This window comes from Halalkalibacter lacteus, from assembly GCF_036663595.1.
GTDB classification, from domain to species: Bacteria; Bacillota; Bacilli; order Bacillales; family Bacillaceae_D; genus Halalkalibacter; species Halalkalibacter lacteus.
The window spans coordinates 55,706-82,413 of record NZ_JAWRVL010000010.1; the positions used below are offsets into that span (position 1 = coordinate 55,706).

21 protein-coding genes and 4 pseudogenes are annotated in these 26,708 nt (G+C 36.1%); 19 read left to right on the forward strand and 6 right to left on the reverse strand.

The features are described 5' to 3' along the window. Positions 1-221: 221 nt before the first annotated feature. Positions 222-758: a CueP family metal-binding protein gene (locus tag SAZ04_RS09315; protein WP_332694387.1), complete on the reverse strand. Its 537-nt coding sequence runs from the start codon at positions 756-758 to the stop codon at positions 222-224. Between the two features lie 530 nt (positions 759-1,288). Further along, positions 1,289-2,396 (reverse strand): annotated as a pseudogene (locus SAZ04_RS09320) (IS4 family transposase). A 212-nt stretch (positions 2,397-2,608) separates the two neighbouring features. Between SAZ04_RS09320 and mobL the strand changes: the two are divergent. After that, positions 2,609-2,788, forward strand: coding sequence for a relaxase MobL (gene mobL, locus SAZ04_RS23400; RefSeq protein ID WP_488803323.1), 180 nt, complete (start codon positions 2,609-2,611; stop codon positions 2,786-2,788). Here mobL and SAZ04_RS09325 read toward each other — a convergent pair. Next, entirely contained in the window at positions 2,731-3,276 is a 546-nt protein-coding gene (locus SAZ04_RS09325) for an ArdC-like ssDNA-binding domain-containing protein (RefSeq protein WP_332694389.1), read from the reverse strand. The genes mobL and SAZ04_RS09325 overlap by 58 nt on opposite strands. 215 nt (positions 3,277-3,491) lie before the next feature. Here SAZ04_RS09325 and SAZ04_RS09330 point away from each other — a divergent pair, with 215 nt between their 5' ends. The 14 genes and pseudogenes from SAZ04_RS09330 to SAZ04_RS09395 all read left to right on the forward strand — a co-directional run bounded on the left by SAZ04_RS09330 (position 3,492) and on the right by SAZ04_RS09395 (position 17,191). Beyond that, the gene (locus SAZ04_RS09330; RefSeq protein ID WP_332694391.1) at positions 3,492-3,995 is read left to right on the forward strand and encodes a hypothetical protein; all 504 of its coding nucleotides are present in this window, start codon (positions 3,492-3,494) and stop codon (positions 3,993-3,995) included. 12 nt (positions 3,996-4,007) lie between these two features. After that, entirely contained in the window at positions 4,008-4,220 is a 213-nt protein-coding gene (locus SAZ04_RS09335) for a hypothetical protein (protein ID WP_332694393.1), read from the forward strand. Further along, positions 4,217-4,510, forward strand: a complete 294-nt coding sequence (locus tag SAZ04_RS09340; protein ID WP_332694395.1) for a DUF3991 domain-containing protein — start codon at positions 4,217-4,219, stop codon at positions 4,508-4,510. Before SAZ04_RS09335 ends, SAZ04_RS09340 begins: the two co-directional genes overlap by 4 nt. Positions 4,511-4,620: 110 nt before the next feature. After that, a complete protein-coding gene (locus SAZ04_RS09345) occupies positions 4,621-4,962 on the forward strand; it encodes a toprim domain-containing protein (protein ID WP_332694397.1) in 342 nt (113 codons plus the stop codon). Between the two features lie 326 nt (positions 4,963-5,288). Continuing rightward, positions 5,289-5,864 (forward strand): helix-turn-helix domain-containing protein, encoded by a 576-nt coding sequence (locus SAZ04_RS09350; RefSeq protein ID WP_332694399.1) that lies wholly within the window; start codon positions 5,289-5,291, stop codon positions 5,862-5,864. 138 nt (positions 5,865-6,002) lie between these two features. Beyond that, positions 6,003-7,118 (forward strand): annotated as a pseudogene (locus SAZ04_RS09355) (IS4 family transposase); the annotation flags it as partial. A 109-nt stretch (positions 7,119-7,227) separates the two neighbouring features. After that, positions 7,228-7,577, forward strand: a pseudogene (gene tnpA, locus SAZ04_RS09360) (IS200/IS605 family transposase). A 695-nt stretch (positions 7,578-8,272) separates the two neighbouring features. Further along, positions 8,273-9,358, forward strand: a complete 1,086-nt coding sequence (locus SAZ04_RS09365) for a LacI family DNA-binding transcriptional regulator (protein ID WP_332694401.1) — start codon at positions 8,273-8,275, stop codon at positions 9,356-9,358. Positions 9,359-9,555: 197 nt separating this feature from the next. Then, positions 9,556-10,881 (forward strand): sugar ABC transporter substrate-binding protein, encoded by a 1,326-nt coding sequence (locus SAZ04_RS09370; protein WP_332694403.1) that lies wholly within the window; start codon positions 9,556-9,558, stop codon positions 10,879-10,881. Between the two features lie 74 nt (positions 10,882-10,955). Next, positions 10,956-11,837: a carbohydrate ABC transporter permease gene (locus SAZ04_RS09375; protein ID WP_332694405.1), complete on the forward strand. Its 882-nt coding sequence runs from the start codon at positions 10,956-10,958 to the stop codon at positions 11,835-11,837. A gap of 15 nt (positions 11,838-11,852) precedes the next feature. Beyond that, complete coding sequence (locus SAZ04_RS09380) at positions 11,853-12,722, forward strand: carbohydrate ABC transporter permease (protein WP_332694407.1); 870 nt, start codon at positions 11,853-11,855, stop codon at positions 12,720-12,722. A 508-nt stretch (positions 12,723-13,230) separates the two neighbouring features. Beyond that, positions 13,231-14,505: a glycoside hydrolase family 32 protein gene (locus SAZ04_RS09385; RefSeq protein ID WP_332694409.1), complete on the forward strand. Its 1,275-nt coding sequence runs from the start codon at positions 13,231-13,233 to the stop codon at positions 14,503-14,505. Positions 14,506-14,606: 101 nt separating this feature from the next. Then, entirely contained in the window at positions 14,607-15,470 is an 864-nt protein-coding gene (locus tag SAZ04_RS09390) for an ROK family protein (protein ID WP_332694411.1), read from the forward strand. Between the two features lie 377 nt (positions 15,471-15,847). Further along, on the forward strand, positions 15,848-17,191 hold the full coding sequence (locus SAZ04_RS09395; protein ID WP_332694413.1) for a NosD domain-containing protein: 1,344 nt from the start codon (positions 15,848-15,850) through the stop codon (positions 17,189-17,191). 455 nt (positions 17,192-17,646) lie between these two features. Here SAZ04_RS09395 and SAZ04_RS09400 read toward each other — a convergent pair whose 3' ends face one another. Beyond that, positions 17,647-20,817, reverse strand: coding sequence for a S8 family peptidase (locus tag SAZ04_RS09400; protein WP_332694415.1), 3,171 nt, complete (start codon positions 20,815-20,817; stop codon positions 17,647-17,649). 488 nt (positions 20,818-21,305) lie between these two features. Between SAZ04_RS09400 and SAZ04_RS09405 the strand changes: the two genes are divergently transcribed. The 4 genes and pseudogenes from SAZ04_RS09405 to SAZ04_RS09420 form a co-directional block, all read left to right on the forward strand. After that, positions 21,306-21,590, forward strand: coding sequence for a hypothetical protein (locus tag SAZ04_RS09405; protein WP_332694417.1), 285 nt, complete (start codon positions 21,306-21,308; stop codon positions 21,588-21,590). A 100-nt stretch (positions 21,591-21,690) separates the two neighbouring features. Further along, entirely contained in the window at positions 21,691-21,939 is a 249-nt protein-coding gene (locus SAZ04_RS09410; RefSeq protein ID WP_488803322.1) for a hypothetical protein, read from the forward strand. Between the two features lie 424 nt (positions 21,940-22,363). After that, a complete protein-coding gene (locus tag SAZ04_RS09415) occupies positions 22,364-23,236 on the forward strand; it encodes a polysaccharide deacetylase family protein (RefSeq protein WP_332694421.1) in 873 nt (290 codons plus the stop codon). 286 nt (positions 23,237-23,522) lie between these two features. Beyond that, a pseudogene (locus SAZ04_RS09420) lies at positions 23,523-23,912 on the forward strand (alcohol dehydrogenase catalytic domain-containing protein); the annotation flags it as partial. Positions 23,913-24,248: 336 nt separating this feature from the next. On the opposite strand, the gene SAZ04_RS09425 reads toward SAZ04_RS09420, so the two are convergent. Continuing rightward, positions 24,249-25,361 (reverse strand): ABC transporter permease, encoded by a 1,113-nt coding sequence (locus tag SAZ04_RS09425; protein ID WP_332694423.1) that lies wholly within the window; start codon positions 25,359-25,361, stop codon positions 24,249-24,251. Then, positions 25,362-26,291, reverse strand: coding sequence for an ABC transporter ATP-binding protein (locus tag SAZ04_RS09430; protein ID WP_332694425.1), 930 nt, complete (start codon positions 26,289-26,291; stop codon positions 25,362-25,364). Positions 26,292-26,708: the final 417 nt, after the last annotated feature.

Sequence of the window (26,708 nt, forward strand, 5' to 3'; positions counted from 1 at the left end):
TAATAATTCAAACCCTCTTGTATATCTAAGCATTCTTCTTTATCCATCTTTTTCATATATAGCTTGTCTATTATACGTGCTTTGTGGAGGGACTCGGAGACTGATAAATAAATCTTCTAGCTATCTTTATAAGTTGTTGTTTTCATATACAAAAACCGGGGGGCACTGAAAAAGGTAAAAAGCAACCTTTTTCAGTGCCCTCCTAAGTAGGTGCTTTTGTACTACATCAACTGCATTGTTGTAATGCAAGTGTTGTCTCCCTCAAACGTGGAAAGCTCAGACTCCACCATTTTCCCGTCATGTTCAATCGTTACGCGATACGTTTTTTCTCGCGGTAGCCACAAATCAATAAATCCGTTAGATTGGGATGTTAATGTTTCATCCAATATCACGTTACCTTCCGTATCTTCAATATATACGTAAAACTCTTCGTTCACGATCTCTCCTTGACAACCTGTCAAGTTATGGTTGGCTCAAGGATGGGTTTGATCGAAGTATGGCGCGATGGAAACAAAAAAGTCGTCTTCAGGTAAGTCATAGATTAACTGGCTTCCGTCGCTGTCGGTCAAGATAAGTTGATGCGATGTGATGGAAGCGGACTGATTTTTTATATTACCTACACTGTAATCATACACCAACTCCTTAATATTTTCGGCTTCATGCTCTTTCGTCATATTACTTTCGCCGTCTACCGCGAAAAAATACACCGCTACGGCAACAGAAACTAATCCAATAACTGCAAAGATTTTTGTTTTCATTTTGTACTTCTCTCCCTCTCTCTCTTTCTATGATGTTATTCTCTTTGTTTGTGTATGTCATATTGTTTTTGTTAAAGTACATTTGCTAAAATTACCTACATTTATTTTAGCATGAATAGTCTAGATTACTTGTGAAACTACTATGAACATTGGAATTTAGTAATATAGTTATGTATGATAATTTGAATACCAACTTTCAGGTCAAAATGTAGACATATACCAGCTACTGTACGTAAACTACGAGTAACTTAAATGAAAACGAAGGTTTTCAAAGAAACGGAAGAGTCAAAAGCTGCATAAATTGCACGAAAAACATCGGGTAAGGGAACCGGTGTTTTTTGGTTGTTTCTTTAATTTTTTATAAGAGATTTTCTCACTATTTGTCACTAGCATTGCATAAAAGTAGTTTGAATTTTCTGTTAATATATTTTAGTAATTTTGAGCCAAAAAGACAAAGCTTGAAGAAAGGTGGCACTGTCCATTTGGTAAAAATATACAATTGAATCAAAACGACAACGACAAAATCTCCTTTACGGACTAGAGCGTTCATCAAACCTCCGTATCCAAACATAAGATGGTTTCCAGATCGCTCGCTTTAACCAGCGAGGATTCGAAGGAGAGATTTCTTACTTTTCATCTCCAATTGAACCAGAACAAGTAAGCAATATGTGATAAGGGCTAAGAAAACTTGATTTTGTATAGCTGTTTCACTCATTCCATAAAAGTGTTTAATTTCTACGTGTTGCTTGAGCCATTTAAAAAAGAGTTCTATTGCCCAGCGATATCGGTAAATTTCACTTATTTCTTCTGGTTTTAAATCAAATCGGTTAGTGATTAAGCGAAGTAGATTTCCCTTTGTATCCATAACTTCAAGAAAACGAAAGACATTTTCAGTACGATTTTGTGTGCTACCAATGTAGACCATTTTATCTGATAGAACAGGACAATCGTTAGGTAGTGTAAAAGAAGAAACTTCACGAATGACAGCGTTTTTCTTCAGTCTTGAAACGAAGAAATAGCCATCATCTGTCATCCGATCAAAACGTTCATAGTCCACATAACCGCGATCAAACACATACATGGCTTCTTTATCATCTACAAGAACCTCAAGTTGATTTCGGTCATGTTCTTTCGCTGTCGTAATCACTGCTTTTTCAGGATAGACGGTGTCCTTATCCATGAAAACAAGTGTAGTTTTACACCAGCCTTTGTTTTACGGAATTTTGCCCATTTATGATTGGTTAAGTTCAATGGGAGCGTACTAGAATCAATGATTTTCAGTGGCATATTTATTCCACTTTTATCATGATAGCGTTGAATTTTCCACACAAGATCCAAGAACAGATTCGCTAGAATTAACGGATTCATTTTATTGTTCTTTCGTGATAGCTGAGAGCTACTTATCGATTCAAATCCGAGTGTTTTTTGAAGATCTTCGTCTACAAGTGCATCACTCATTTCTTCTAGGCTCTCAAATTCGTGCAACTGGGCAACCAATAAAAGTTTAATATAGGCTTCTGTTGTAAGTTTCTTAGTGTAGAAGTCCTGTTTAGATTCTTTGACTTGTTCAGTAAGTTTTTGAATATTGATGGGTGAAACCCATTTATCAAATGATGAAATTAGTGTATTCTTGTCCATGTGTATAGTCCTTTATTTTGGATTTGGACAGGAAACCACCTGTACTTCCATTGTAAAGGATTTTTTTGTTGACTGAACACATGTTTTTTGAAGTTTTTTAGTATTTTGAATCATCTGACTTAATTAATGCAATGCTTGTGACTAATTATATTAATTACCTTGATCGGGATGAAGCGAAAAATAAAAATGATTTTAGTCTTTATAACAATTATATGGCTGACAAAGAGATAGCAACTTCTCTATTCTCTGAACATGACGATCAATTAGATGATGGGAAAAAAGATCGAATGAAAGAAGCCTTTAAGTTAGCGCAAGAGAGAGGGAGTATTTTATATCAAGATGTCGTTTCTTTCGATAATAAATCCATTTCTCCACGACTATTCAATGCTTGATATTCAACATAAGACCCTTTTGCAGCCCCGAGTTCTTGAAATGACTTGTCTAAGATTTCCACATCCATTTTACGTCCTAATTCCTTTAATGATCGAAACATTTCATCGTAATTTTCTACTTTTCCATCAATCCATCTTTTAGGAAATATACTGGGCAAATCTTCAGCTTTTGCGTTTGTTTGTGATATGTCAAAAACATATCCAGCAGCATAGCCAATATGATCTTTTGTTTTCATATCACCTTTTTTAATTGCTTCTTTTTCTTCTTTCGAAGCATACTTTACACCGACTTGATATATTTTTCCTTCACGTTCTTGCTCAAATGTTTGATACTTTGTAGGTACTAATATTTTTATTCCCTTTTCGCCTTTTTGAACGGAGTACCCTTTGTTTTTCCAAAAGGTAAAACTTCCGACTGCTTCAGCACTGCTAAATTGCTTTTGAATTAACACAGAGTTTCTTGGAGAGTAGGTATAAAACTTACTCATAAAATCAAGATACTCTTTCATCTAGGATGAATCATCTTTACATTATCCATTTGAACATTCCACAGTCGTTCAAGTTATTAAAAGCTTCAATGGCTTTCTGTTGATCAAAACCTTGAAATTCTTCGTAATTTAAGACGTTACGATCATGCTTATCATAGAATGTAGATTGAAATTCATTAAAAGATATCTATTCAAAGGAAGTTATTTCTACTACGGTGGAAAGTATCTATAAAGAGAACCTTTATCTTAAACATGCAAATGTAAAAGATGAGGTAGCGATTGATGTATCAGATAGTGATGTTCAAGTTATTGAACATTATGCTGTTCATCATAACTATTTATCGAAAAGTGAACTTGATTCATTAAAATCAAATGTTCATGAAAACTTCACTAACGATAAAGAACAAATGGACACGACTAACATCATGGTTCATTTAAAAGGGCATTATGAGAAGTACCAGTCACACTTGCAAGCCGAAAACAAAGGTGAATTAACGGAAGAAAAAGTAGTCAATCGAATGAAAGCCGAAAATCAATATGCTGACGTAAAATATCTTGCCTTGAAGTCGAAAATCGTAGATGAAAGAATGATAGATCGAATGGAAAGCAGCATGAAAGATCGTATGACAAATAGCAGCACAAAAAAGGAAGCAAAAGAAAAAGATTCTCCATTTCAAAAATCACCTATCCAACAAAAAAATATCGGTCTAAGCATGTAGGAGGTGAGCAAGTTGACAAGAGTTACAACCGATGAGATCAATCAAGCGAAGCAAGTACGCTTGATTGACTTCATTGACGCAAATGGTATTGATGTTAAACAAGAAGGGAAGAGGGCAGAACCTTATTATCGCCTTGGAGATCATGATAGTTTAGTCATCAAAGGAGAGAAGTTTTTTGGAATAGTCGTCAAGAAGGTCGATTTGGTGCGATTCGTTTTGCTATGAGCTATTATGATTTAACGTTTCCTGACGCTGTTAAGAGAGTGAACGAACATGAATATGCACCGACTAAAGCTCGTGCGGCAGCAGTCGAAAAAGAGCCATTTAAATATCCAAAATATTTTGAAGTTACTAATACAGAAAACATCAAAGATTATCTTGTCAATGAACGTAAAATTGATAGTCGAGTTGTCGATTGGTGCATGAAAAAAGACTTGCTCGTGCAAGAAAAGAAAGACAATGCGGTATTCAAATGGAAAAATGCACAAGGGGAAGTCATTGGTGCGGATCGGTAAGGTACAAAAACAATAGATACAAAACGTGGAACATTCAAACAGGTCATGTCTAACTCGAAAGAGGATGGTGGTTTTACGATCGATGTTGGAAAAAGGCCAGATAAGGTCGCTTGTTTGAATCACCGATTGATCTACTATCCTACTGGTCGGTAAAAAAAGAGCAAGTACAAAATACGAGATTAGTTAGTATGAGTGGGTTGAAAATGAATACAGTTTATCGTACCGTAAAAGACTTAGAAGAAATAGGACATAGCGTAAAGCAAATTATTTCTTGCGTTGATAATGATGAAGCTGGAAGAGAATTTCATGAGAAATTACGTAAGTCGTTAAAGCGAGAAGATACACTTGTCGATCACAGACCAAAGAACACTAAAGATTGGAACGATGAGCGTAAAGATTCTCTTTCAAACAGCAGACTATCGAATCAAAAACAAACACAACTAGGAATGTAGAAGAAACTAGGCTGTCAGATGTTGTAGATGTTCATCTTCATCTTAGGGTTTAGTGGATCAGGTAAATGTGGGAGTAGGAGGGAACTTTAGGCTTCCCTCCTGTGGTCATTCATAAAATGAAGTTGAGTTTGTGGTTGATTCGTAATGAGTTTCAAGTAAGTGATTCGGACAGTAAAGATGTAAGATAAGCCAGCAGACGTGTTGGCTTTTTTCTTTTCCTTTCCTTGATTAGATAGAGGGAATAGAAAAAAAGAGTGATCCTGGTTGTTTAACAACAATAGTTGCATTATAATTATTACAACAATTGTTGTTTAAGAGGTGAGACCATGAAGATGTACAGTGTAGACGAAGCATTTGAACGGTTAAAACACTATAAAATGACTACACACAAAGAGAGTGTTCGCCGCTGGTTGCGGCAAGGTGTCATTGAAGCGAAGGCTCCAACTTCTCGAAAAGAAGGCTGGATGATTCCGGAAGAAGCGCTTAATACCTTTATTCAAGAGCGGTTGCCCAATTTTATTGCAATAAATGTTGTGAAAGAGATAGAAGACCATCATGAAACAAGTGTTGCGAAAGAAGAGGAGGAGCGTATCCGTGCAGAAATGTGGATCGAATTAGCCAACAAAAACATTTGGGAAGGCTTCTTGGAGCTTAAGAAAACGCGTATTCGGGAATGCATTGAACATTGTGGCTATTCAAGCCCGTTAGAGAGGGACGTATGGAAGGCTTGTCAGGAGAACAGCAGCGCCTACAGCAAGCCCCGAGTCTTCTATTTGCTTGATGCATTTGGTTTTGATGGTCAGCGATTATTGTACGATCAGAATTTTGATGATCGCGAGGAGAAAATCATTTTTGCGATAATTGAGTATGTTCGAAAGAAAAAGACCAAGGGCTTATCATGATCTAATAAGAGTCAAGATAAGCATACCTACTAGTACGGATACAGCAATAGCCAACAAATAGAAGGTCTCCGAGGAGCGTTTGTTCAGAAGTTTCAAAAATAACCATTCCTTTACTGGAGTATCGCGGTCGTTTTTGGTGAAAAACTCTGTTTAAATCAATCGCTATCTTCACACATGATTTCTGCTTTCGAACGTATTGGATTTTAGATGCGACTGTGTTTCAGTTACCTGATTCTTTCTCAACTGATTATCAAGGTTCTGGAGGGAGTAGTAATACTGCGGGGGTTAAAATCCAATTGGAATACGATTTACTGAGTGGTCAATTTTTAAACGTACAGATAGGTCCAGGCAAGAACAATGATAAAAAATACGGTACCAACTGCCTTGAAACAATAGAGGCGGGTGATTTATGTTTACGTGATCTTGGTTACTTTGATTTAGGAGACTTACAAGCCATTCATGAAAAAGAGGCTTATTATATCTCGCGGTTGAAGCTAAATACACGTATTTATATCAAAAATCCTGAGCCAGAATTCTTCAACAATGGCACGATAAAAAAGCAAACAGAATACATCAAGCTTGATATGGCATAAATGATGTCCGGTTTAACTCCTGGTAAAACGATGGAAATCACCGAGGCATACATTGGCCAAAATCAGAAGCTTTCCAGCACGTGTTATTTTCCATCGTTTAACAGACAATCAAACGCAAACACGCCTTAAAAACTTAGCAATACGAGAAAAGAAGAAAGGCATTGTCATGAAGGAGAAAAGTAAGCACTTGATGGGGATGAATGTCTATATCACGAATACATCGCCAGAAGAAGTTCCCACTGATTATGTCTTTCCCCTCTATTTCCTGCGTTGGCAGATTGAGATTTTATTTAAAATATGGAAGTCATTCTTTAAAATTGATGAATGTAAAACAATCAAAAAATAACGCCTTGAGTGCCATTTATATGGCCAACTTATCGGCATTCTCATCTGTTCTTCTACCATGTTTCAAATGCGACAGCTACTGCTTGAAAAGAAAAAGCAGGAGTTGAGTGAATACAAGGCGATTTATATGATTAAAGATTACTTTCCATTATTATTTCAAGCAATGGCAGTTGGCACAGACGAACTTTTGAAAATTCTGCATCGCCTTTATCAGCTGCTCAAAAAGAATGGTCGTAAATGTCATCGGTATAAGAAGATGACTGTCTTTGATATTCTTGGGGTTGTGTATGAAACGACAGTGATGGATAGACAAGCCACCGTCTTTAGACCGGTATACGCTTTTAGCCTTGTACTTCGATGTCCATACTTAAGGTGTGAGGTGAAAGTATGGACGGATATAAGAAGAATGTCATGCAGTCTTTGACATCAAGTTTCATGTGATCTGGGTAATAAAATATAGATATAAGGTGTTACGTGGTCCGTTTGCCGTAAGACGCGAGAATTAATCAGGCAAGGATGTGAAGCAAGAGGAATCACAATCTTGCAAGGAAGTGTTGGAAAAGATCACATCCACTTATTGTTATCATGTCCACCAAGTCTTGCTCCAAGTAAAATCATGAAGTACCTAAAAGGGAGATCATCAAGGCTTCTACAGTATCAATTTCCCGAATTGAAAAAGAAATATTGGGGTCAGCACTTATGGGCAAGGAGCTATTTTTGTACCACAGTAGATGAAGAAACAATAAGAAATTATATTGCGAATCAATTCAATTAAGAAAAGAACGACATATTCACGATTGAAGAATGAGTTTAGTCAAAATTCAGTGTGCTTAAGCATATACGCTTTGATCTATAATATCAATAAACTATCTTGAAAATGATTTTTTCTTGTTGAAAAAAGTGAAAAAATTTCTCCAATCTGGTACAAAAAAGGTCTTGAGTTTTTCTGATATCCAAGCAAAAAAGTCTAAGTGTCTAACTTTTTCAATTCAATATTGTCTAATTGATTGAACATGGCTAGTGATTTAGCATTAGGACTTGAAAGGAGAAAGTTGAAACTAAAGATAAGATGTACATTAATTTAAAAGGTTAGTGTGCAAAATATTAATAAAAAGTTCAATTGTACCCATCTCCTTTACAAAAAATGAAAACACTTACATAAAAGTATTGACATAAAATTTGATTTAAAATATAATGAAGATAATATAAAGGATAAGTTAATCGATTAACTCGATTGTATTACAAATAAGACTTGATGAAAAGTACGAAATAAAAAACGTATTAAAGCTGTTGCTGAGAGAGGGAAAGATTTTACTGTAGCAGTTTCACACGTAATTAAGGCAATAAATATTTAATGACGAAAAATTAAAAGTAAAGTGTTCAAGGGCTTAAATACAAAACTATGTAAATGATATGAAATAAAGACAAATATTAAGTTCTAGTTAATCGATTAACTGAATGATACAACAAGTGAAATTTGGTGAAGATATGAAAAGTATTAAAAATGTACGTATTAAAGATGTTGCTGAAAAAGCTGGAGTTTCTACTGCAACAGTGTCGCATGTGATTAATGGAAATAAATATGTATCAGAAAAAATAAAAAGTAAAGTAAATAAAGTGCTAAAGGAACTGAATTACCATCCCAATTCTGCAGCAAGAAGTTTAAGAAGTACTAAGACAAATACAATAGGATTTATAATTCCTATAAATCGCGAGGATACCGCTAAATCTTTTTTTATGTCTATTGCAGAAGGGATAGAGGAAAAATTAAAAAGCAGGGGGTATAATTTAATATTAAGTAATTCAAAAGAGGATCCGGAACAAGAATTAAACCTTATAAAAATGTTTAATACTCAAGTTGATGGATTAATATTGGCACCGACAAATGAAAACTTTAAAAGCATAAATGAAACAATTGATCATAACTTTCAAATTGTTGTGATTGATAGATTGCCTGTTGGTTATAAAGGAGATTATGTTTTAGTAGATAATTTCCAAGGAACTTATGAAGGTATCAATGAATTGATTAAATCTGGTTTTAAAAAAATTGGCTTTTTAAGTTCTGGATTAGGAATACCTACTTCTAATGATGAATTTGAAGCAAATAAAGAACTATCAAATAATGAAATATATGTTAACCCCAATAATGAAAGATTTGAAGCATACAAAGTTGCTCTATCAGATAATAAAATAAGTTTTAATCCCGATTATGTATTATTTGGCGAATCCTCTTTTCAATCAGGTTACGACCTGGCTAAACAACTAATTTCAAAAGAGATCGATGCTATATTTATAGCAAACAATATAATGGCTATGGGTTCCATTAAGTTTATTCAAGAACAAAAGTTAAAAATTCCAGATGATATCGGAATTATTGGATACGACAACTATGATTGGACAGAAATTATTTCCCCACCTCTGTCAGCTATTAAACAGCCTGCATTCGAAATAGGTGTGCAAGCTGCAGAATTAATTCTAAATAAAATACAAAAACCTACCTCAGACTGTCAGCATATTAAATTAAAGACTGAAAATCTAAAAAGATCATCCTATTAATTTTTTTTAGACCTCAGTTAATCGATTAACTAGTAATTTTGTACAAATGTCATACTAAGCGAAGGAGGGGAATTTAGTAATCGCAAGCATTAGATAATTTAAATTTATGGAGGGTTTATAATGAATGTATGGAGTCCAAATAGCCCATTAGGTGGGTTACCTTTTATGAAAGATGCAATAATAATGGAGGTATTAATATGAAAAAAATACTATTAATAATTGGTAGTTCATTGCTTGTTGCGTTGGTATCTGCTTGTGGTTCAAATAATGAAGTCGGTAATGCAGGTAATAACACAAATCAAAGTAGTAGCGATCAGACATTAACCGTTCTTGTTGAAGGTGGTAGTCCAGCCCAAACAGTTGCAGACCTGACAAAAGAAGAGTTCGAAGAAAATACTGGCTATAAGGTTATCATCGAGTCTGTACCATATTCAGGTGTATATGACAGAATGAGAACAGAATTAACGTCTGGTGCGGGGGCCTTCGACGTTGCAACAATTGATACCATTTGGTTACCGGCTCTTTACCGAGGCTTAGAGCCAATTCAAGAAGAAATAACTGATGAAATGGAGAACGATTTATTCCCTGGTTTAATAGACGGGGCTTCAATGGATGGAAATGTTTATGGGCTCCCTACTTGGACAAACTCTAAAATTCTACTCTACAGGGAAGATTTATTTAATGACTCCAATAATCAAGATGAATTTTCTGAGGAATTCGGGTATGAGCTTTCACCTCCGGAAACTTGGGATCAATATAAGGATGTAGCCAGTTTCTTTGGAAAAAATGAGAAGTATCCTGAATTATATGGTACTAGTGTTTTTGGAGCCACGTCAGGTGACTCAGTGGCGAGTTGGTTAGACCATGTTGCTCAGGCTGGGGCGGAATCCTTAGTGATTGATGAATCTGGTGAAGTCATTGTAAATGACGACGACCATGTAGCAGCTTTAGAATTTCTTAATGATTTAGTGAATGAGGAAGGTGTAGTTCCAGAAGGGGTTCTGGAAACAGCTTCGGCAGAAACATCAGAATTATTTTATAATGGTAATTTAGCAATGATGTTAGCATGGGGGCATTTCTTTGTTCCCTCAAATGATCCAGATACATCAGGTGTGGCCGGGGATGTAGGTGCGGCTCCGATGATTGCAGGAGATGGTGGAATAGGTGTTGTCCCTGGACCTTGGTATCAGGTAATTCCATCTTCATCAAAGAAAAAGGATATTGCTAAAGAATATTTGTTATTTTTGTACGAAAATAATGAATTGTATGCAGATGCTCTAGGGGTTGCTGCTAGACAGTCAGTCTTCGAAGAGTATGGTCAACAAGAGGAGTTTGCACATTTAAACGAGTTAGCTACCACATTAAACGGAAAACAAACTAAAAATAGACCATCAACCGACAAATGGGAGCAGATTGAAAGTGAAGCTCTACTTCCAGCAATTCAGAATGTATTTAGTGGTTCGCAAACACCGCAAGAAGCCTTAGACAAGGCGAAGAAAATAATTGATGGAATAGTGAACTAGAGTTAACTAAATTTAAATGGGTAGGGGCACCATCCCTATCCGTTTAAATAAATATTAACGAAGTGAGTGATAGTATGACAAAAGAATCGAGAGTTTCCATTTGCTTTTTCGCTCCTGCAGGAATTTTTATGTTAGTTTTTTTGTTCTTTCCTGTGGCCTTGCTAGTTAGAGATAGTTTCTTTGAAATCGACATGATTGCTCAAGGCAGAGGAACATTTGTCGGTTTGAGCAATTATATTGAGGCAATAAGATCGGAAAGATTTATTGGAGCAACAACGAACACACTCATTTATGTCGTTGTTGCAGTATGTTTCGAATTAATACTCGGATTATTTTTTGCTTTGTTATTGAATACTGCTTTTAAAGGACACGGAATTGTAAGAACAATAATGCTAGCTCCGTTAATGATAGCCCCTTTAGTAACAGGTTTAATTTGGAGATTCATGTTAAATAACCAATTTGGGATAGTAAATAAACTACTCTACGATTATAACATAACTTCTAGTAGGCATGCAATTCAATGGTTATCAGATGAGAGGTTTGCTTTACTGTCAACAATAATTGCGGATATATGGTTAACCACTCCATTTATGATGTTAGTTTTATTAGCCGGACTTCAAGGGATTTCTAAAACATTATATGAATCAGCCGATATTGATGGGGCGAATAAAATACAAACATTTCTCTATGTAACGCTACCTTCGCTGTTTCCAGTAATGATTGTAGCAGTGCTAATTCGGACCGTTGATGCTGCTAGAACTTTTGATATTGTATGGGTGTTAACACAAGGGGGACCATCAAATTCATCAGAAGTATTAAGCACTTACATGTACAAAACACTTACTAGATATGGGCTAGTTGGAGAATCAAGTGCAATGGCAGTAATATTCATTATTCTCTTGTTAGTAATAAGCTCATACTTCTTAATAGCAATGTTCAAGGCTAACAAGAAATAGAAAGGAAGATTTAAATTGAGTAAACCTAATGCAGGAGTTTCTAATGAGAATACGCTAGGAAGACTATTTAAGAAGAATAAAACAATTATCGGTTTAATTACCACTGTCCTAGCACTACTATTTATTAGTCCATATATCTATATAGTCTTGACGTCTATTAAACCTTCATCAGATGCGATCAGTCCATCACCAACATTTTTTCCGCGAGAATTATCATTAGAAAACTATGTTGCCATGTTTAATCAGATGCCCATTGCAAAATATTTTTTCAATAGTTTTATTACAGCTTCAATTAGTACAATATTAGCTGTTTTCTTAGGAGCGCTTGCGGCATATGGACTGTCTAGGTTTTCTTCGAAAACAGGTAATATATTTCTCCTACTTACATTGTGTGTGCGAATGGTTCCAATGATCAGTATCGCGATACCAATGTACATTATCATTAATGGAATGGGGCTCATAGATACTAGAGTAGCTTTAATTATTACTTATACGGCCATCAATGTTCCTTTTGCAATATGGCTCATGATTGGATTTTTCAACAATATCCCAAAAGAATTTGATGAAGCAGCTAGAATAGATGGGTGCAATATTTTTACGGCATTTATTAAAGTGATACTTCCTGTATCTCTCCCTGGATTAGCTACAGCGGCAATATTTTGTTTCATGTTAGCCTGGAATGATTTCTTATTTGCATTACTATTGACTAGTACCAATGCAAAAACTGCGACTGTAGGAATTTCAGAATTTTTGACAGCATATAACTTGGATTTGGGACCAATGACAGCTGCCGCTGTAAGTTTCAGCTTACCGGTAATGGTATTTTCAATCTTAGTTCAGAGGTACATTGTGAGTGGTATGACGCTAGGTGCTGTAAAAGAATAATAAGTGTATTGTAGAACCTCAATTCTAATGCACTTTAGGAGATGAAAAAAATGTTTAGAATGAAAACGCAAGATTTATTAAAAATATATGAGAAGGCAATTGAAATGAATCTAGAAAGAGATTTATTGAAATTCTAGAATTCGAATTTCTAAGAAGGGGTATAACAAATCTATCTAAAACCCTTGTGACGAAGTAAATGCAATTTGACTGTTGAATTGGAGTAAAGCTTCTTCTTGATGTTTTGAAGCAAAAGAATTTTAAAAAATATCAAGTACTTTAAAATCAACTATTATAATGTCTTGGGATTTCACCCTATTAGTGCTTACCTATCTAATTTGGTCTGCGAAAGTTGAGTTAGAACTTATACGAAATCTAATAATTATTCTATATTAAAATAGGAGAGTTTTATGATGATATATCATGAGAAAGAAAAACAAAAAGCCAATGATTTTATTACCGAACTAAGTAAAGAGACGCAAAAGAGCCAGTACAGGCTGAATTATCATTAATGGCACCTACTGGTTGGATTAATGATCCTAATGGTCTGGTTTTCTACAAAGGTGAGTATCATATTTTTTATCAACATAATCCTTATAGTCCAGAATGGGGGCCAATGCATTGGGGACATGCAAAAAGTCGTGATTTAATTAATTGGGAGCACTTGCCAATTGCTTTAGCACCTTCAGAGATTTACGACTATGGAACAGTCCATGATCATGGGTGCTTTTCGGGTAGTGCTATTGTGAAAAATGATCATTTATACCTGTTCTATACTGGTCACTCAATTGAAAAAGATCCAATGCAAGTTCAATGTGTTGCGACGAGTCAAGATGGAATAAACTTCAAAAAGTATGAGGGGAATCCCATAATTAATGACTTTCCGAAAGATGGAACAAAGGATTTTCGTGATCCTAAAGTACGGAAATATGAAGAATTCTTTTATATGATTGTTGGCTCAAAAAAAGAAGGAATAGGAAAAGCTCTTTTATATCAATCTAAAGATCTTTATGAATGGAAGTATATCGGAGTAGTAGCTGAGAGTGATGGAACTCAAGGAGATATGTGGGAATGTCCAGATTTGTTTTCATTGGATAATAAGGATGTCCTTATCGTCTCACCTATGTACGGCACAAAAAATGAGAAACCATTTTATACCATTGGTAATATGAGCTACAAGACTAAACAATTTACCCAAGGACTAGTAAATACCTTAGATTATGGTTCTGATTTTTATGCACCACAAACTTTCGTAGATGATAAAAATAGACGCATTATGATTGCATGGATGGACATGTGGTTTTCACATAGACCATCTCAGAAAGAAGGATGGGCTGGTGCGATGACTTTCCCTCGTGAATTGAAGGTCATTGATATTAAATTATACCAAGTACCAGTAGATGAGATAGAAACTTTAAGAGAGAACTTGAAGGATTTTCAATCATTTCAATATGAAAATGAATATATGATAGATCCTCAACTATCTGTATCGTCTGAGATTCATATTGTCTACGATATCGCACAAAGTTCATCAAATGAGTTTGGTTTATTTGTTCGGTCAAGTGAAGATGGTCACGAAAGAACGAAAATTATAATAGATATAATGAAACAAGAAGTACTTGTGGACCGTAATTTATCTGGAACTGGTGAAAAAAGTGTTTCGCGAGCTCCTGTTTCATTTATAAATGGAAAATTAGAATTAAGAATATTATTAGATACAACTTCAATTGAATTGTTTATAAACGGGGGGAGCAAGTTATTACAAAGCGAATCTTCCCAAATCTAAACAGCAATTTATGTAAGCTATTTGCATCAGCAGGGAAAATGAAAATTGAAGACCTTAAAGTATGGTCAATCAAAAAAGTAATAGATTGAGGAGGAAGAAAATTGTTAGGAGCTATAGAGGCAGGAGGCACAAAGTTTGTATGTGCAGTTGCAGATGAAGACTTTAACATTATCGATCGTGTTTCGTTTCCTACAACGATTCCTTCGGAGACATGTTCCAATGTATTTCAGTTCTTTGACCAATATGACCTGAAGTCAATAGGGATAGGTTCCTTTGGACCAATTGAAGTTGATATAAACTCTTTAAAATACGGATTTGTGACAGACACGCCTAAAAAATATTGGAGTAATTTTAATTTCGTGGGAACGATGAAAAAAAGGTATGACATCCCTATTTTTTGGACGACGGATGTGAATGCGGCTGCATATGGGGAAAAAATTCGGGGGGCCGCTATAGATAGTAAAAGCTGTCTGTACTTAACAGTAGGAACTGGAATCGGGGGAGGAATGATCATAAATGATCAAATTCTCGAAGGATTTAGCCATCTGGAAATGGGGCATATTTTAGTTCGTAAGCATGAAAATGACCCATTTGTAGGTGCTTGTCCCTTTCATAAGGATTGCTTGGAAGGAATGGCGTCTGGTAAAGCTATTGAAGAACGATTTAACAAAAAAGGTAACGAACTTTCCGAGAGCGACTCATTTTGGGAGATTGAAGCCAATTATATGGCTCAAGCGCTTATGTCATATACATTAACACTTAGACCAGAGAAAATTATCCTCGGTGGCGGTGTGATGGCGCAGGACCATTTACTTCACTCAATCAGAAGTCAATTTGAAAAGCTTTTAAGCGGATACGTTTCAACACCAGATCTTACAAGTTATATTGTTTCACCAGGTTTAAAAGGTGATGCTGGTATTGTCGGTGCGTTATTATTGGCGGAAAAAGTAAACCAAGGGAAATAAATTGTATAAGGTAAGTTGAAAAATAAAAGGGGGGCATTGTATGAATAAAAATTATTCAACCCTTTTTGCTCTTCCAATACTCAATAGAGTCCTAAAGCATAAGTTCATTAACTACTTCTTTAATTTGAAAGTACCTTCGAAATGTGGTAATAAAAGAGAGTGTCGGTGTTCATTGTGTTTAATAGGTAAAGTGACAGTAAATCGGTCAACATATGGATTATAGATAACCAAAGAAGAAATTTAAGAAACTTAAAAGTATTTTCTAGCTTTAGTATTGAAAGTGGATAGAAGATTTTAGGTAGTGGCTTTACTTCCAGCTATATCAAGGAAAAAGTAGTTTATGAACAAACACACTAAATTGATAGGAGAATTTATTTATGGCTAGTAAAAATTATTACGACGTAACAGAGTGGCCTGTCGGTAATCCGTATGAGGATATTGGTGAGGTAATCAATAGCATTATAGCAGATATTAAAAGTAGGCAAACGGACACTGATGTGAATAAAGGCGGAAAGCCGGGTGCGGTTATCTATATTCCACCGGGAGATTATCATCTTGGCAGTCAAGTAGTTATAGACATCAGTTATCTTAAAATTATGGGTTCTGGACACGGGTTTACATCTTCGAGTATTCGTTTTAATACTTCTGAGAATGAATGGGCGGAGTTGCATGAATTGTGGCCGGGAGGAAGTCGCATACTCGTAGATATTCCCCTAGAAGTGAATGACGAGGAATATAAAGGAGCTGCATTTTATGTTGAACGAAGTGGAAATCCCCGAATAAGTTCGGTAGAGTTTTCTGACTTTTGTATTGATGGTTTGCATTTTATTGAAGATGGTTCAGGAGAAACAAATCCGGAAAACACATACACTAACGGGAAAACGGGTATTTATGTTGCAAGTGCTTGTGACTCATTTCGGATTACAGGCATGGGGTTTGTGTATTTAGAGCATGGAATTACTATTTATCATGCAGATGCTCTGACTATACATGATAATTTCATAGCTGAATGTGGTAACTGTATAGAACTACGAGGTTGGGGACAGGCTTCAAAAATAACCGATAACTTGATAGGAGCCGGTTTTAAAGGATATTCAATTTACGCTCAAAATTTTGGTGGACTTTTGATTACAGCGAATAATGTTTTTCCACGAGGTGCGAGCAGTATCTATTTTGATGGTGTGACACGTTCCAGTATCACAAATAATAGACTTCATTCATTTTATCCAGGAATGGTGGTATTCAGGGAAAATTGTTCGGAAAACATGGTTTCTTCAAATCACTTTTTACGTGACCATGAACCTTGGACTCCTTTTCTGGGAATAGACAATGGTTTAGATGATTTGTATGGTCTCCTCTATATCAGTGGCAATAATAATTCTGTAATTGCTAATCACTTTTCTGAAGTAATTAATACTCAGAACATCAAGCCGGTAGGTGCAACACCTGTAATCATACGTATTGTTTCGGGTAATGGAAATTATATTTCTAATAATCATGTTGTTGCCACGGAGGTTCATGCCAAGATAAGTGATTCTTGTTTCTCTGCGCAAGTCGACGCTTTGTTGACTACCGAAGCATCAGAGCCGCTTACCGTAACAACAGTATTGGTAGAAAAAGAATCGCTTCAAAATACGATTCTTGATTCGGGAAGTGATGCACAGGTTGTTATGGACAAGACTGTAAATGCATTCAGAGCCACTCCAACGCCAGGAGCATAAATAATATATTCAACTATGTTTTTGTGGTAGTTTTTGTTCCGCGTCGTTAGTGCATGAACGAAAAGCACCCCTATTGAAGTAACGCACTCAAAACGACCAATCAATCCTCTTACATTAAAATAAATTCAAACATAAATTTGAGTGGACAAAAATAGTGAAATCAATATTCCCACAATGCTACAAATCCTGCCACCAATTGCTAACCTAAAACCATTTTCGTTCGATGCTTTTATTTCCTTTAGGCTTTTATTAGCTAAAATGAAACCGATAATACCTAGTAGTAAGAGATTTTGACTTAATGGATGATGGAGATCCAACAACTCCCCCAATGTTTTCATACATGTGAAAACATTGGGGGAGAAATGTACCCAGAGTATTATAAAGGTGTATATGGCATAGAGTACAAGTTATCGGATATTCGCTAGACCAAAAAAGGACCGGGCGGTTTTTCTTATTTATTTACTTTTTTGAACGGTTACCTTCGTGGATTTACTTTCATTCCCAGCCTTGTCTTTTGCGGTTATATAAAGGACTGTACCAGCTTTTTGCTTATTAATTTTTATTGTGTAAGCACCTTTTTTGTCCGCCTTTTTGGTGGCAATTATTTTTCCATTTCGCTTAATAGTTACGGTTGCATTTGCTTCCGTTTTCCCTTTAATACTTGTATCGCGATCGGTTACTTTATTTACTTTTGGTGCATTTGGGGCTGTTTTGTCTATTACGGTTTTGGTGGTTGTTTTACTAATATTTCCTGCCGCATCCTTAGCGGTAATGGACAACTTGGTTCCAGCTTTCTGCTTGGAAATTTTGATGCTGAATTTCCCTTTTTTGTCTGCTTTTTTAGAAGCGATGGTTTTTCCGCCTCTTTTCACGGTGATCGTTGCATTCGCTTCTGTTTCTCCCTTAATGGTTGTATCACGATCACTAATGGTATTAACTTTTGGTGCTGCTGGAGGAATCTTGTCGAGTACTTTTATTTTTACTGCACTGCTTTCTTTGTTTCCAATATCGGTAACTGTTACATATATGATAGTGTCTTCTTTTTGTTTACTAATCTTTATCTTAAAAGTACCATTACGGTCTGTTATGCCGGAAGCAATAACTTTCTTGGCTGCATCCTTTACCTTTACCGTCATATTCGGCAAAGAAGTCCCCGTTACATACGTATCTTTGTTGCTTAAACTGTTTACTTTTGGAGCTTGCGGTTTTTCGCCTTCTCCTACGATGATTCTAATCGCAGTTGTGGCATTTCCTCCGGAAGCTTCCGCGTACAGTACTTGATTAGCGGATTGAACCGGAATACTAATTTTGAATTTGCCGTTTGAATTGGCAGTTCCGGTGCCAAGCGTTTTGCTTCCGTTAGTGATTTTCACAAGAGTGTTCTTCTTTGCAGAACCTGTTACTGCATTTTGATTGTCGAATAGCGGATCCAATTTTATATTCAAATCGACAGCACTGATGGAACTGTAAGCATTCAATCTTCCCCAGCCTGATACTGTGTCATAGCCTGGTAATAGTTCAATCGGCTCACCAACATAATCATAGTTTTCTGGGTTATCTACTTCCTCAAATGCGATGTTTTCGGCTGTTTCAGTTAAGGTTTTCCGGACATCTACTGGTTCGAACTTCGGATTTTGCGATAAGAGTAATCCAGCTATAGCTGCCACATGCGGTGCTGCCATAGATGTTCCATCCATATACGTAACATTTCCATTTGGAAGAAGACTAGGTATGTCCGTCCCTGGTGCCACTAGATCAAGCCCATCCCCATAATTCGAATAATCTGAAACGATGTCAGATCTATTAGTTGCTCCAACAGCGATAACGTATCTGGAAGAAGCAGGATAGGATAGCATAGATGATTGTTCATTTCCGCTTGCAGCTACAATTGTAACCCCTTTGGAAGCTGCATATTTTAATGTAGCTTCGATCACACGGCTGTAAGATCCGCCAAGGCTAAGATTGATGACGTTTGCCCCATTATCAACAGCATATTTAATACCTGACGCAATCGTTTCTGTATCGCCGCCTCCAGAAGAATCAAGCACTTTGATTGGAATAATCTTTGTTGCATGGTTAATACCTGTAATCGAAAAATGATTGTTTGATTCGGCTGCAATAATTCCAGATACATGGGTTCCGTGCCCATTGTCATCTAATGCATTGCTATTGCGGCTTACAAAGTTATAACCTAAATCTGTACGAACTTTATTCTCTAAATCTGCCAATCTGCTATCTACACCTGTATCGATTACGGCAATTAATGTTTCTGGTATATTTTTCTTCTTTAATACCTCTTGTAAAAGATCGAATTTAATATCGGCACCTGCTTGTCCGAAATCCTTTCCTGAATTATTCAGGGACCATTGATCTGAGTAGTAAATGTCAGAGGATAACGTATGGTATTGCTGAACAGCTTCCACATACTCTACTTCTGGTAAGCTTGAAAGCTGTTCGAGAGTCATCTTCATTTGTTTGGAAGTAATACTAGCTTGGTTATCATTTCCTACTTCCATAAAGAACATATTCTCGAATAAAGAATCTTTTGCTTTAAAGGATGTAATAGTCGATTTACTGCTGAATTTCTCTGTCTTGGCTTTAAAAGAACTTAAATTTTTTCCTTCTTTAAGCTTCACAATGACCTTATTTTGAGTTACTTTGGACGTTGCTGGCGCTATTCCTGCATTATCCAATATAGTGGATAATCGAAGCCCTTCCAACTTTTCCAGGTTTACTTGTTCATTAATTTTTTTCATTTCTGTACTTAATGAATGAGGAACAGCATCGAGTGCAAGCTGATACAACCGATTAATTGATTCTTGCTCTTGTTTTTTAAGCTTATATGAGCTATCTGAACCATTTTCGATTACTTCATTGAAAATCGGTTTTAATGTTACTAAATCTTGATAAACCGTTTCTCTTATATCTTTGTGAAACGTCATTTTTGCTACGATAAACGGAGCAGCTTTGTAATATAAAGAGGTTAATTCTTTACCCTTTTCTGTTTGAGAGAGAAACTGGTCTCTAATATTACGGAGCCTTGATAATATTTCTTTACCTGATTTTTTTTGATCAGTACTTAGCTCAACGGGGCAATCTTCGCCGATGCTTACAGAAGTAGGAGACTGCTTTACCCCTTTAAATAATAAGGTATAATCCGCACTTACGGCATTTTCATATTCGGATTCTTCCGCGAATTCCGGATCGTCTTCCTCCGCTCCATAGTACTCAATTTTTATATAGTAGGGACCTGTCCAAGCAAGAGGGAAATCAATCTCGGTCGTCTCGTTTAACATGGAGTAACCTCTATAGGATTCATATGTATCATCACTATTTGCTCTCTCTAGACTTGGATAAACAGAAATATTCATTTCTCTCTCACTGGAGAATTGGATTCGATAATGAGAATTTTCTTTCATGTCCTCATAAATGGAATCAATCTTAAACCAATGAACCTGTTCTGCCTCTTTAAAGGATGATAGATATTCTTGATTCTTTACTAACTGTTTTGCAGCATTTATGGATCCAGGATCTTCAGCATAAGCATAAACCGACTGAAAAATGCTGCAGAACAACATCAAGATTAGCATTAAAGCTGTGATTTTACTTCCCTTTTTCTTTTTCATTTTGTACCTCCATCACTCTATCAAAATAGTTTTTATCGAAGATGGATTATCTTCTATTATATTAAATCATAATTTTTACATTTATAGAAACAACTTCTTTTTTTGTGTGTAAATTTTGTTAAATATAAAATTTAGGGGAGTCGTTTTTGAAAATGAGAAAGCAAACAAAAATGGCTGCACATATACACGTAGCCGCCATCTCCACGTAAAGCCTTTTTACTTTATTAAGAGCAATTCCCATTTACACAAAATAATTTATACTCCCCTTTCAAGTTCTGAAATATTGCTCGTATTGTTCAACATTAAAGCCAATAGACATTATCGAAATCTATGAAGAGTACATTAAGAAGTTTAGTCTTCAAGGGGATGCGATTGACAATATTCTTGAATTTTTAGATATTGACTCTCGAGATATATTAAACAATGTCTTAAACAAAACTCAAAGAATCATTATTGTTGGAAATGAATTTGATAAAAGAATCCTTTCTGTGTCTGCGTGGCTACATCAGAATGGTATCGATATTAAGTGTATCTCTATTAAGCCATATCTTGATAGTAGTAAGTCGGATGTGTTAATTGACCTAAATCAACTTATCCCACCTCAAAATATTGAAAACTATTATATTAAAAAGAAAATTCAAAGTGCTAAAGCCCAAGGTGATGTGTTTCAATCAAATGATGTAATTCTGTTTTTTGATAATATTGTTGAAGCTGTGAAGCAACAAAAGGCCACCATCCTTATTATCATCCTAGGAAATCATATTGTACTGTAAAATCAGGATTGAAGAATATTTCACATCCTAGACCTCACAAAAGTTTCAACTTTTAGAAATAATGGGCAGTGAAAGTAAACTTGTCAAAGCAGACCTTAAAGTGATCAAGGGGTTACAGAGTAACTTCAAACTCCTCGATCCAGTAATCAATGTTTTAATTGATTTTGTATTATTTACACAAGATTTTCGATTACCGAAATCTCTGATTGATGAAGTTGCAGGTCATTGGTCTAGAAAGAAAGTCAGCACAGTTAAGCAAGCTGTGGAATTAGCTAGAAGTGAATTGAAATACTATCAAACCATAATAAGGGAAGAATATATGGAGAAAGAGCAAGAAGAGAGTATTTGAGACTTTACATTGCGGTTCCTGTCCCCTGTACTTTTTATAGTACGGGGGACAGGAACTTTTTTCAATGGAAAAAGAACTAAAGTTCCAGAGAAAACATCAGCTTAGTTGTTCACTTAAGGATAAAAAAGCCAAACAAACGAATACTACTTTTTAGATTTTACATATCGGGGGTGTTAGTGGACAATGGAGACGTTATGTGTGGAAAGAAAGACTATTCCTAGATCCGTCAGCTGAGACGTTCTCGATGCCCTAGACAACGCAGACCAAAATAGAAATGTATTCATCACCTCTTACTCGTATTTTTAGCGATAAGGCAGAAATAACGCAAAGAAGAAAATAATGAGACTGTTTTCTTTTTCTTTGAATAAACTTTCCTTTTTTATCAAAAATAACTATGTAATACTATTTGATAGGAGATGAATAGATGAAAAAGAGCATGTTAAAGTTGATGTTAGTTGTTGTGTTTTTGTTTTGTTTTCAAATTCCGGATATCATGACTGTTCATGCTAATGAGCCAGCCACAGGCGATAGCTGGCAACAGTTTTGGTGGAAAAAAGACAAATCAGATAAACTTAAGGAAGACTTTCCTGATCTTAGAGGGGGACCTGAAAATCGAGAGCGAGTTCGGCAGCAGCCTGTTGATATGACGATCTTGCAGCAAAGGTATCCAGATACTTTTTTCTTACATGGTCCAACTGATCAAAATAGAATCGCTATAACCTTTGATGATGGACCTGACCCACGTTTTACTGAGGATGTATTAAATGTATTGAATCAGTACAATGTACCTGCTACGTTTTTCTTGATGGGGTCGCGAGCTGTCGCTTATCCTGAAATTGCTGAACGGATTAATAATGAAGGTCATGTCATCGGAAACCATACTTACTTTCATCCTAACCTTGCTAAAGAGGCCGATATACCAACACTAGAGAGGGAAGTAACAAGAACGGAAGACGTTCTTAATGATATTATTGGTTATCGAACAAGCCTATTCCGACCGCCATATGGTTTTTTATATAATGAATTAGTCGAAAAGCTTGCTGAAATGCAATATTCAGTTATCAGCTGGTCAGTGGATTCGTTGGATTGGCAGGAAGATCCACCGGAAGTCATTGCTTCAAATGTGTTAGACATCGTTCATCCAGGAGCGATTATTCTCATGCATGATGGTGCAGATTGGGATGGTGATAGAACAAATACAATCGAATCTCTTCACCAAATTATCCCGACATTGCAAGATCAAGGGTACGAGTTTGTCACAGTACCAGAATTGTTGAATGTTCCATTTGCGAAATGAAAACGAGCGGACAGTGCAGGAGCTGTCCGTTGTTCTTCGTACAGGCACCGCCCGAATGTATAGTGAGCGGACTGTCGTTCCGTTATTAGATTATATAGAGGCTATATTGTTATAATTTTTATTAAATAGCGGATCAAGCCCGTGTAGCGGGATTAATTAAGGAATGATAACAGAGGGTTCATTTACCGACGAATATGTAAATACAATAATAAGTTAATCCAGAGGATCATATGGTACTAATACTATTAAACATGAGAACAAAGAGTAACCAATTGGAGGAATATGTATGAAAGCAATTGTATACATAAAATACGGACCACCTGAAGTCCTTCAACTCAAAGAGGTAGACAAACCTACTCCCAAGGACAATGAAATATTGGTAAGAGTATATGCGACACAAGTCGGTTACGGGGATATTATGGCTCGAAATTTCAAGGGAATCTCTCCTAGCAAGTTCAATATGCTTTTTCTCTTCTGGCTCCTCGGGCGAGTAGATTTTGGTTTCAGAAAACCTAGAAAAAAAATACTAGGGAGTGAGTTTGCCGGCGAAATTGAATCCGTTGGCAAAAATGTAAAACTATTTAGGAAAGGGGACCAAGTTTTTGGATATCGCGGCCAAAACTTTGGTGCTAATGCAGAGTATCTATGTATGCCTGAAGACGGGGTGGTGGCAATAGCTTTTTCAGGTGATCAAACAACGTGTTATATAGAATATTTCAAGCATTCTAGACAAAAACGATAGCTAGGAAAGACATTTTGATAATTAGATCATAAAATGTCTTTTCTAGCTATTTTAGGTTCAAATAAAGACTATATACGGTATAAGTATAGTCGAGAACATTTAGTATAATTCAAAAAGGAATTATGAGATTTTCTAAAGCACTTTCTAGCGAATTTCTAATTTTATCAGCTATTTTCAATTTTTATCTAGTGAAAATCAAATTTTTCTAACGAAAACGCTAAAATAACAGCGAATCGGTCGTTTAAAGGCCTTTTCCGCAACCATTATCGATTATCTTGTTGCGACAATCGATTTTCGTTTATATAACCATGAACCAATCATAAATGTGATAACGCCCCATAACACCATTACCCCAATTCCAAGCCAAAGGGTGACAGAAAAGATATTTGTAGAATAAACCATACTCTCTCTCAAGCCATCAACAAAATAGGTGAGAGGGAGAACATTTGATATCGGCTGTATCCACTCGGGCATCGTTTCAATAGGAAAGAACACACCACTCAAAAACATCATCAAGAAACTTGATATATTCGCAACTCCCATATAAGCCTCTGTCGTTTTACTGAAGGAAGAAAAAAAGTATCCTAACGCATTAAAAGAAAGAGCACCTAATAAGAAAACGATAAGGAGACTTGGGAAGTTGATGTACAGATTTGCCCCAAAGATAAAAACTCCGATAATAGACAATAAAATAATTTGAATCACGCTAAATAACAAACGCATAATCATATCACTTAAACCAAAAAGGTGCATATTGGCAGGGGTCATACGTAACCTTTTGATCAACCCTTTTCGGCGCATTTCCACTAAATCAACCATTCCAAACATTCCACCTTGAGCAATGGCTAAGGCAATCATCCCCGTGAGAAGGAAGTCCGTGTAGCTTAATTCAGTACTTCCAGATGAGATCGATTCAAATTGTAATTCATATGTAGGCGTTGCACCCACAGCATAGAGATTTGCCTCTTGTACAAAATGATTTAGCATGCCTGAAAGAGCTTGCGTTGTTACTCCTTCTTCGTTTTCTTTGTTTACGACAAGTAGGAGAGAAGTGGCATCTTCTGATTCAGGTAAGACGATGGCAGCATGGACATCCTTGTCTTTTACCATCTCATCGGCTTCTTCTCGACTGACAGGTTCATTAGTTTCCATTTCAAGTACAGGAATTCGGCTAATTTGTTGGAGCAACATGTCAGATGTTGCATTCGGATTTTCGTTTACTATGGCAACATTTGCAGAAAACTCACTATCTGAATTCCCACTAAAAATAGTCATAAAGATGACCATCAAGATAACAGGGAAGAAAATTCCCCAAAACCACGCTTGTTTTTCTCGTAATGTCAATTTTAATTGGGCAATGAACATTTGCTTAAACTGTCTCATCTAATCCCTCCATTCCTTACCAGTGAATGCAATAAAGACATCTTCTAAACTCATTTCCCGAATGGAAACCTGTTCTACTTGATAATTCTTTTCCTTTGTAAAACCAAATAAATCATACAATGTATCCTCTGGATTTGTTGTCCATAATTTTAATGACGTTTCTTCGCGTTCAGTACGAGTAACTGAATCGAGATTGTTAGAGAATAGGTTCGCTTCCTCTGCAGCTTCTGTTCCATCAAGGAAAGATAATCGCACTTCTCTTTCTTTCGTTAACTTTTCAATGAGGGCAGATGGTGTATCCAAGGTGATGACTTTTCCTTGATCTACGATGCAAACTCGATCACTTAATTGTTCTGCCTCTTCCATATAATGAGTAGTTAAGATGGTCGTTTTTCCTAATTCCTTTAGCTGTAAAATAATGTCCCAGATATTACGCCTGGCTTGAGGATCAAGACCAGTTGTCGGCTCATCAAGGAAGATAATTTCAGGATCACTAATCATCGCGAGTCCAATCGCAAGTCTCTGACGCTGACCACCAGATAGTTTTTTCACATGATTATTTCGGTGGTCAGTAAGATTGATCAGTTCTAGAATTTCCTCCGTAGGGCGGGCCTTGTCGTAAAAAGTAGCAAAAAGATCCAAATTTTCTTCAGGTGTTAATAAATCAAACATCGCACTAGACTGCGGCTGGACACCAATTTTCTTTTTGATCGTATTTGCATGGTTTTCCCAGTTCAACTCTCCAAAGTGTATTTCCCCATGATCTGGTGTCACCAATCCTTCGATCATTTCAAGTGTTGTCGTCTTCCCAGCTCCATTTGGTCCAATGATGGTGAATACTTCACCAGCTTTTACTGAGAAGTTGATGTCTTGCACTGCATGAATGGAACCGAATGATTTTTTCAAATTCTTCACGTCTAATACGGTCATTTTGTCTCCTCACTTTCATGGCAACTTTAACAAAGGTTTATACGGTATAAAGTTCATAATAGTTTCACAATTTCATTGAAACCCTTTTTTTATTTTATTACATAAAGTCTGAGGATCATAGTAATATTTGGAAACTTGAATACGAGTTCCAGCCCCCCATTACTTAGTACTAGGGGGCTGAAATTATTTTCATTTTTTTGAAATGGCTAAACCTAACAATCTATTTTCCACTTCATATTTGATACAATAGAAGAAAATTAGAATTTAAAAATATCTTCACAGAGTTTATGCTAAAAAGATCAGGATCACAGGAAGAAGGTATGTCATGGACTTTTATCCATCGAAGCGTGTGAAAGAAGCGACGTATTTAACAGCAGAGAAAGCTTGGAGTTACCGGGCAATTCTTCGTTATTTTTA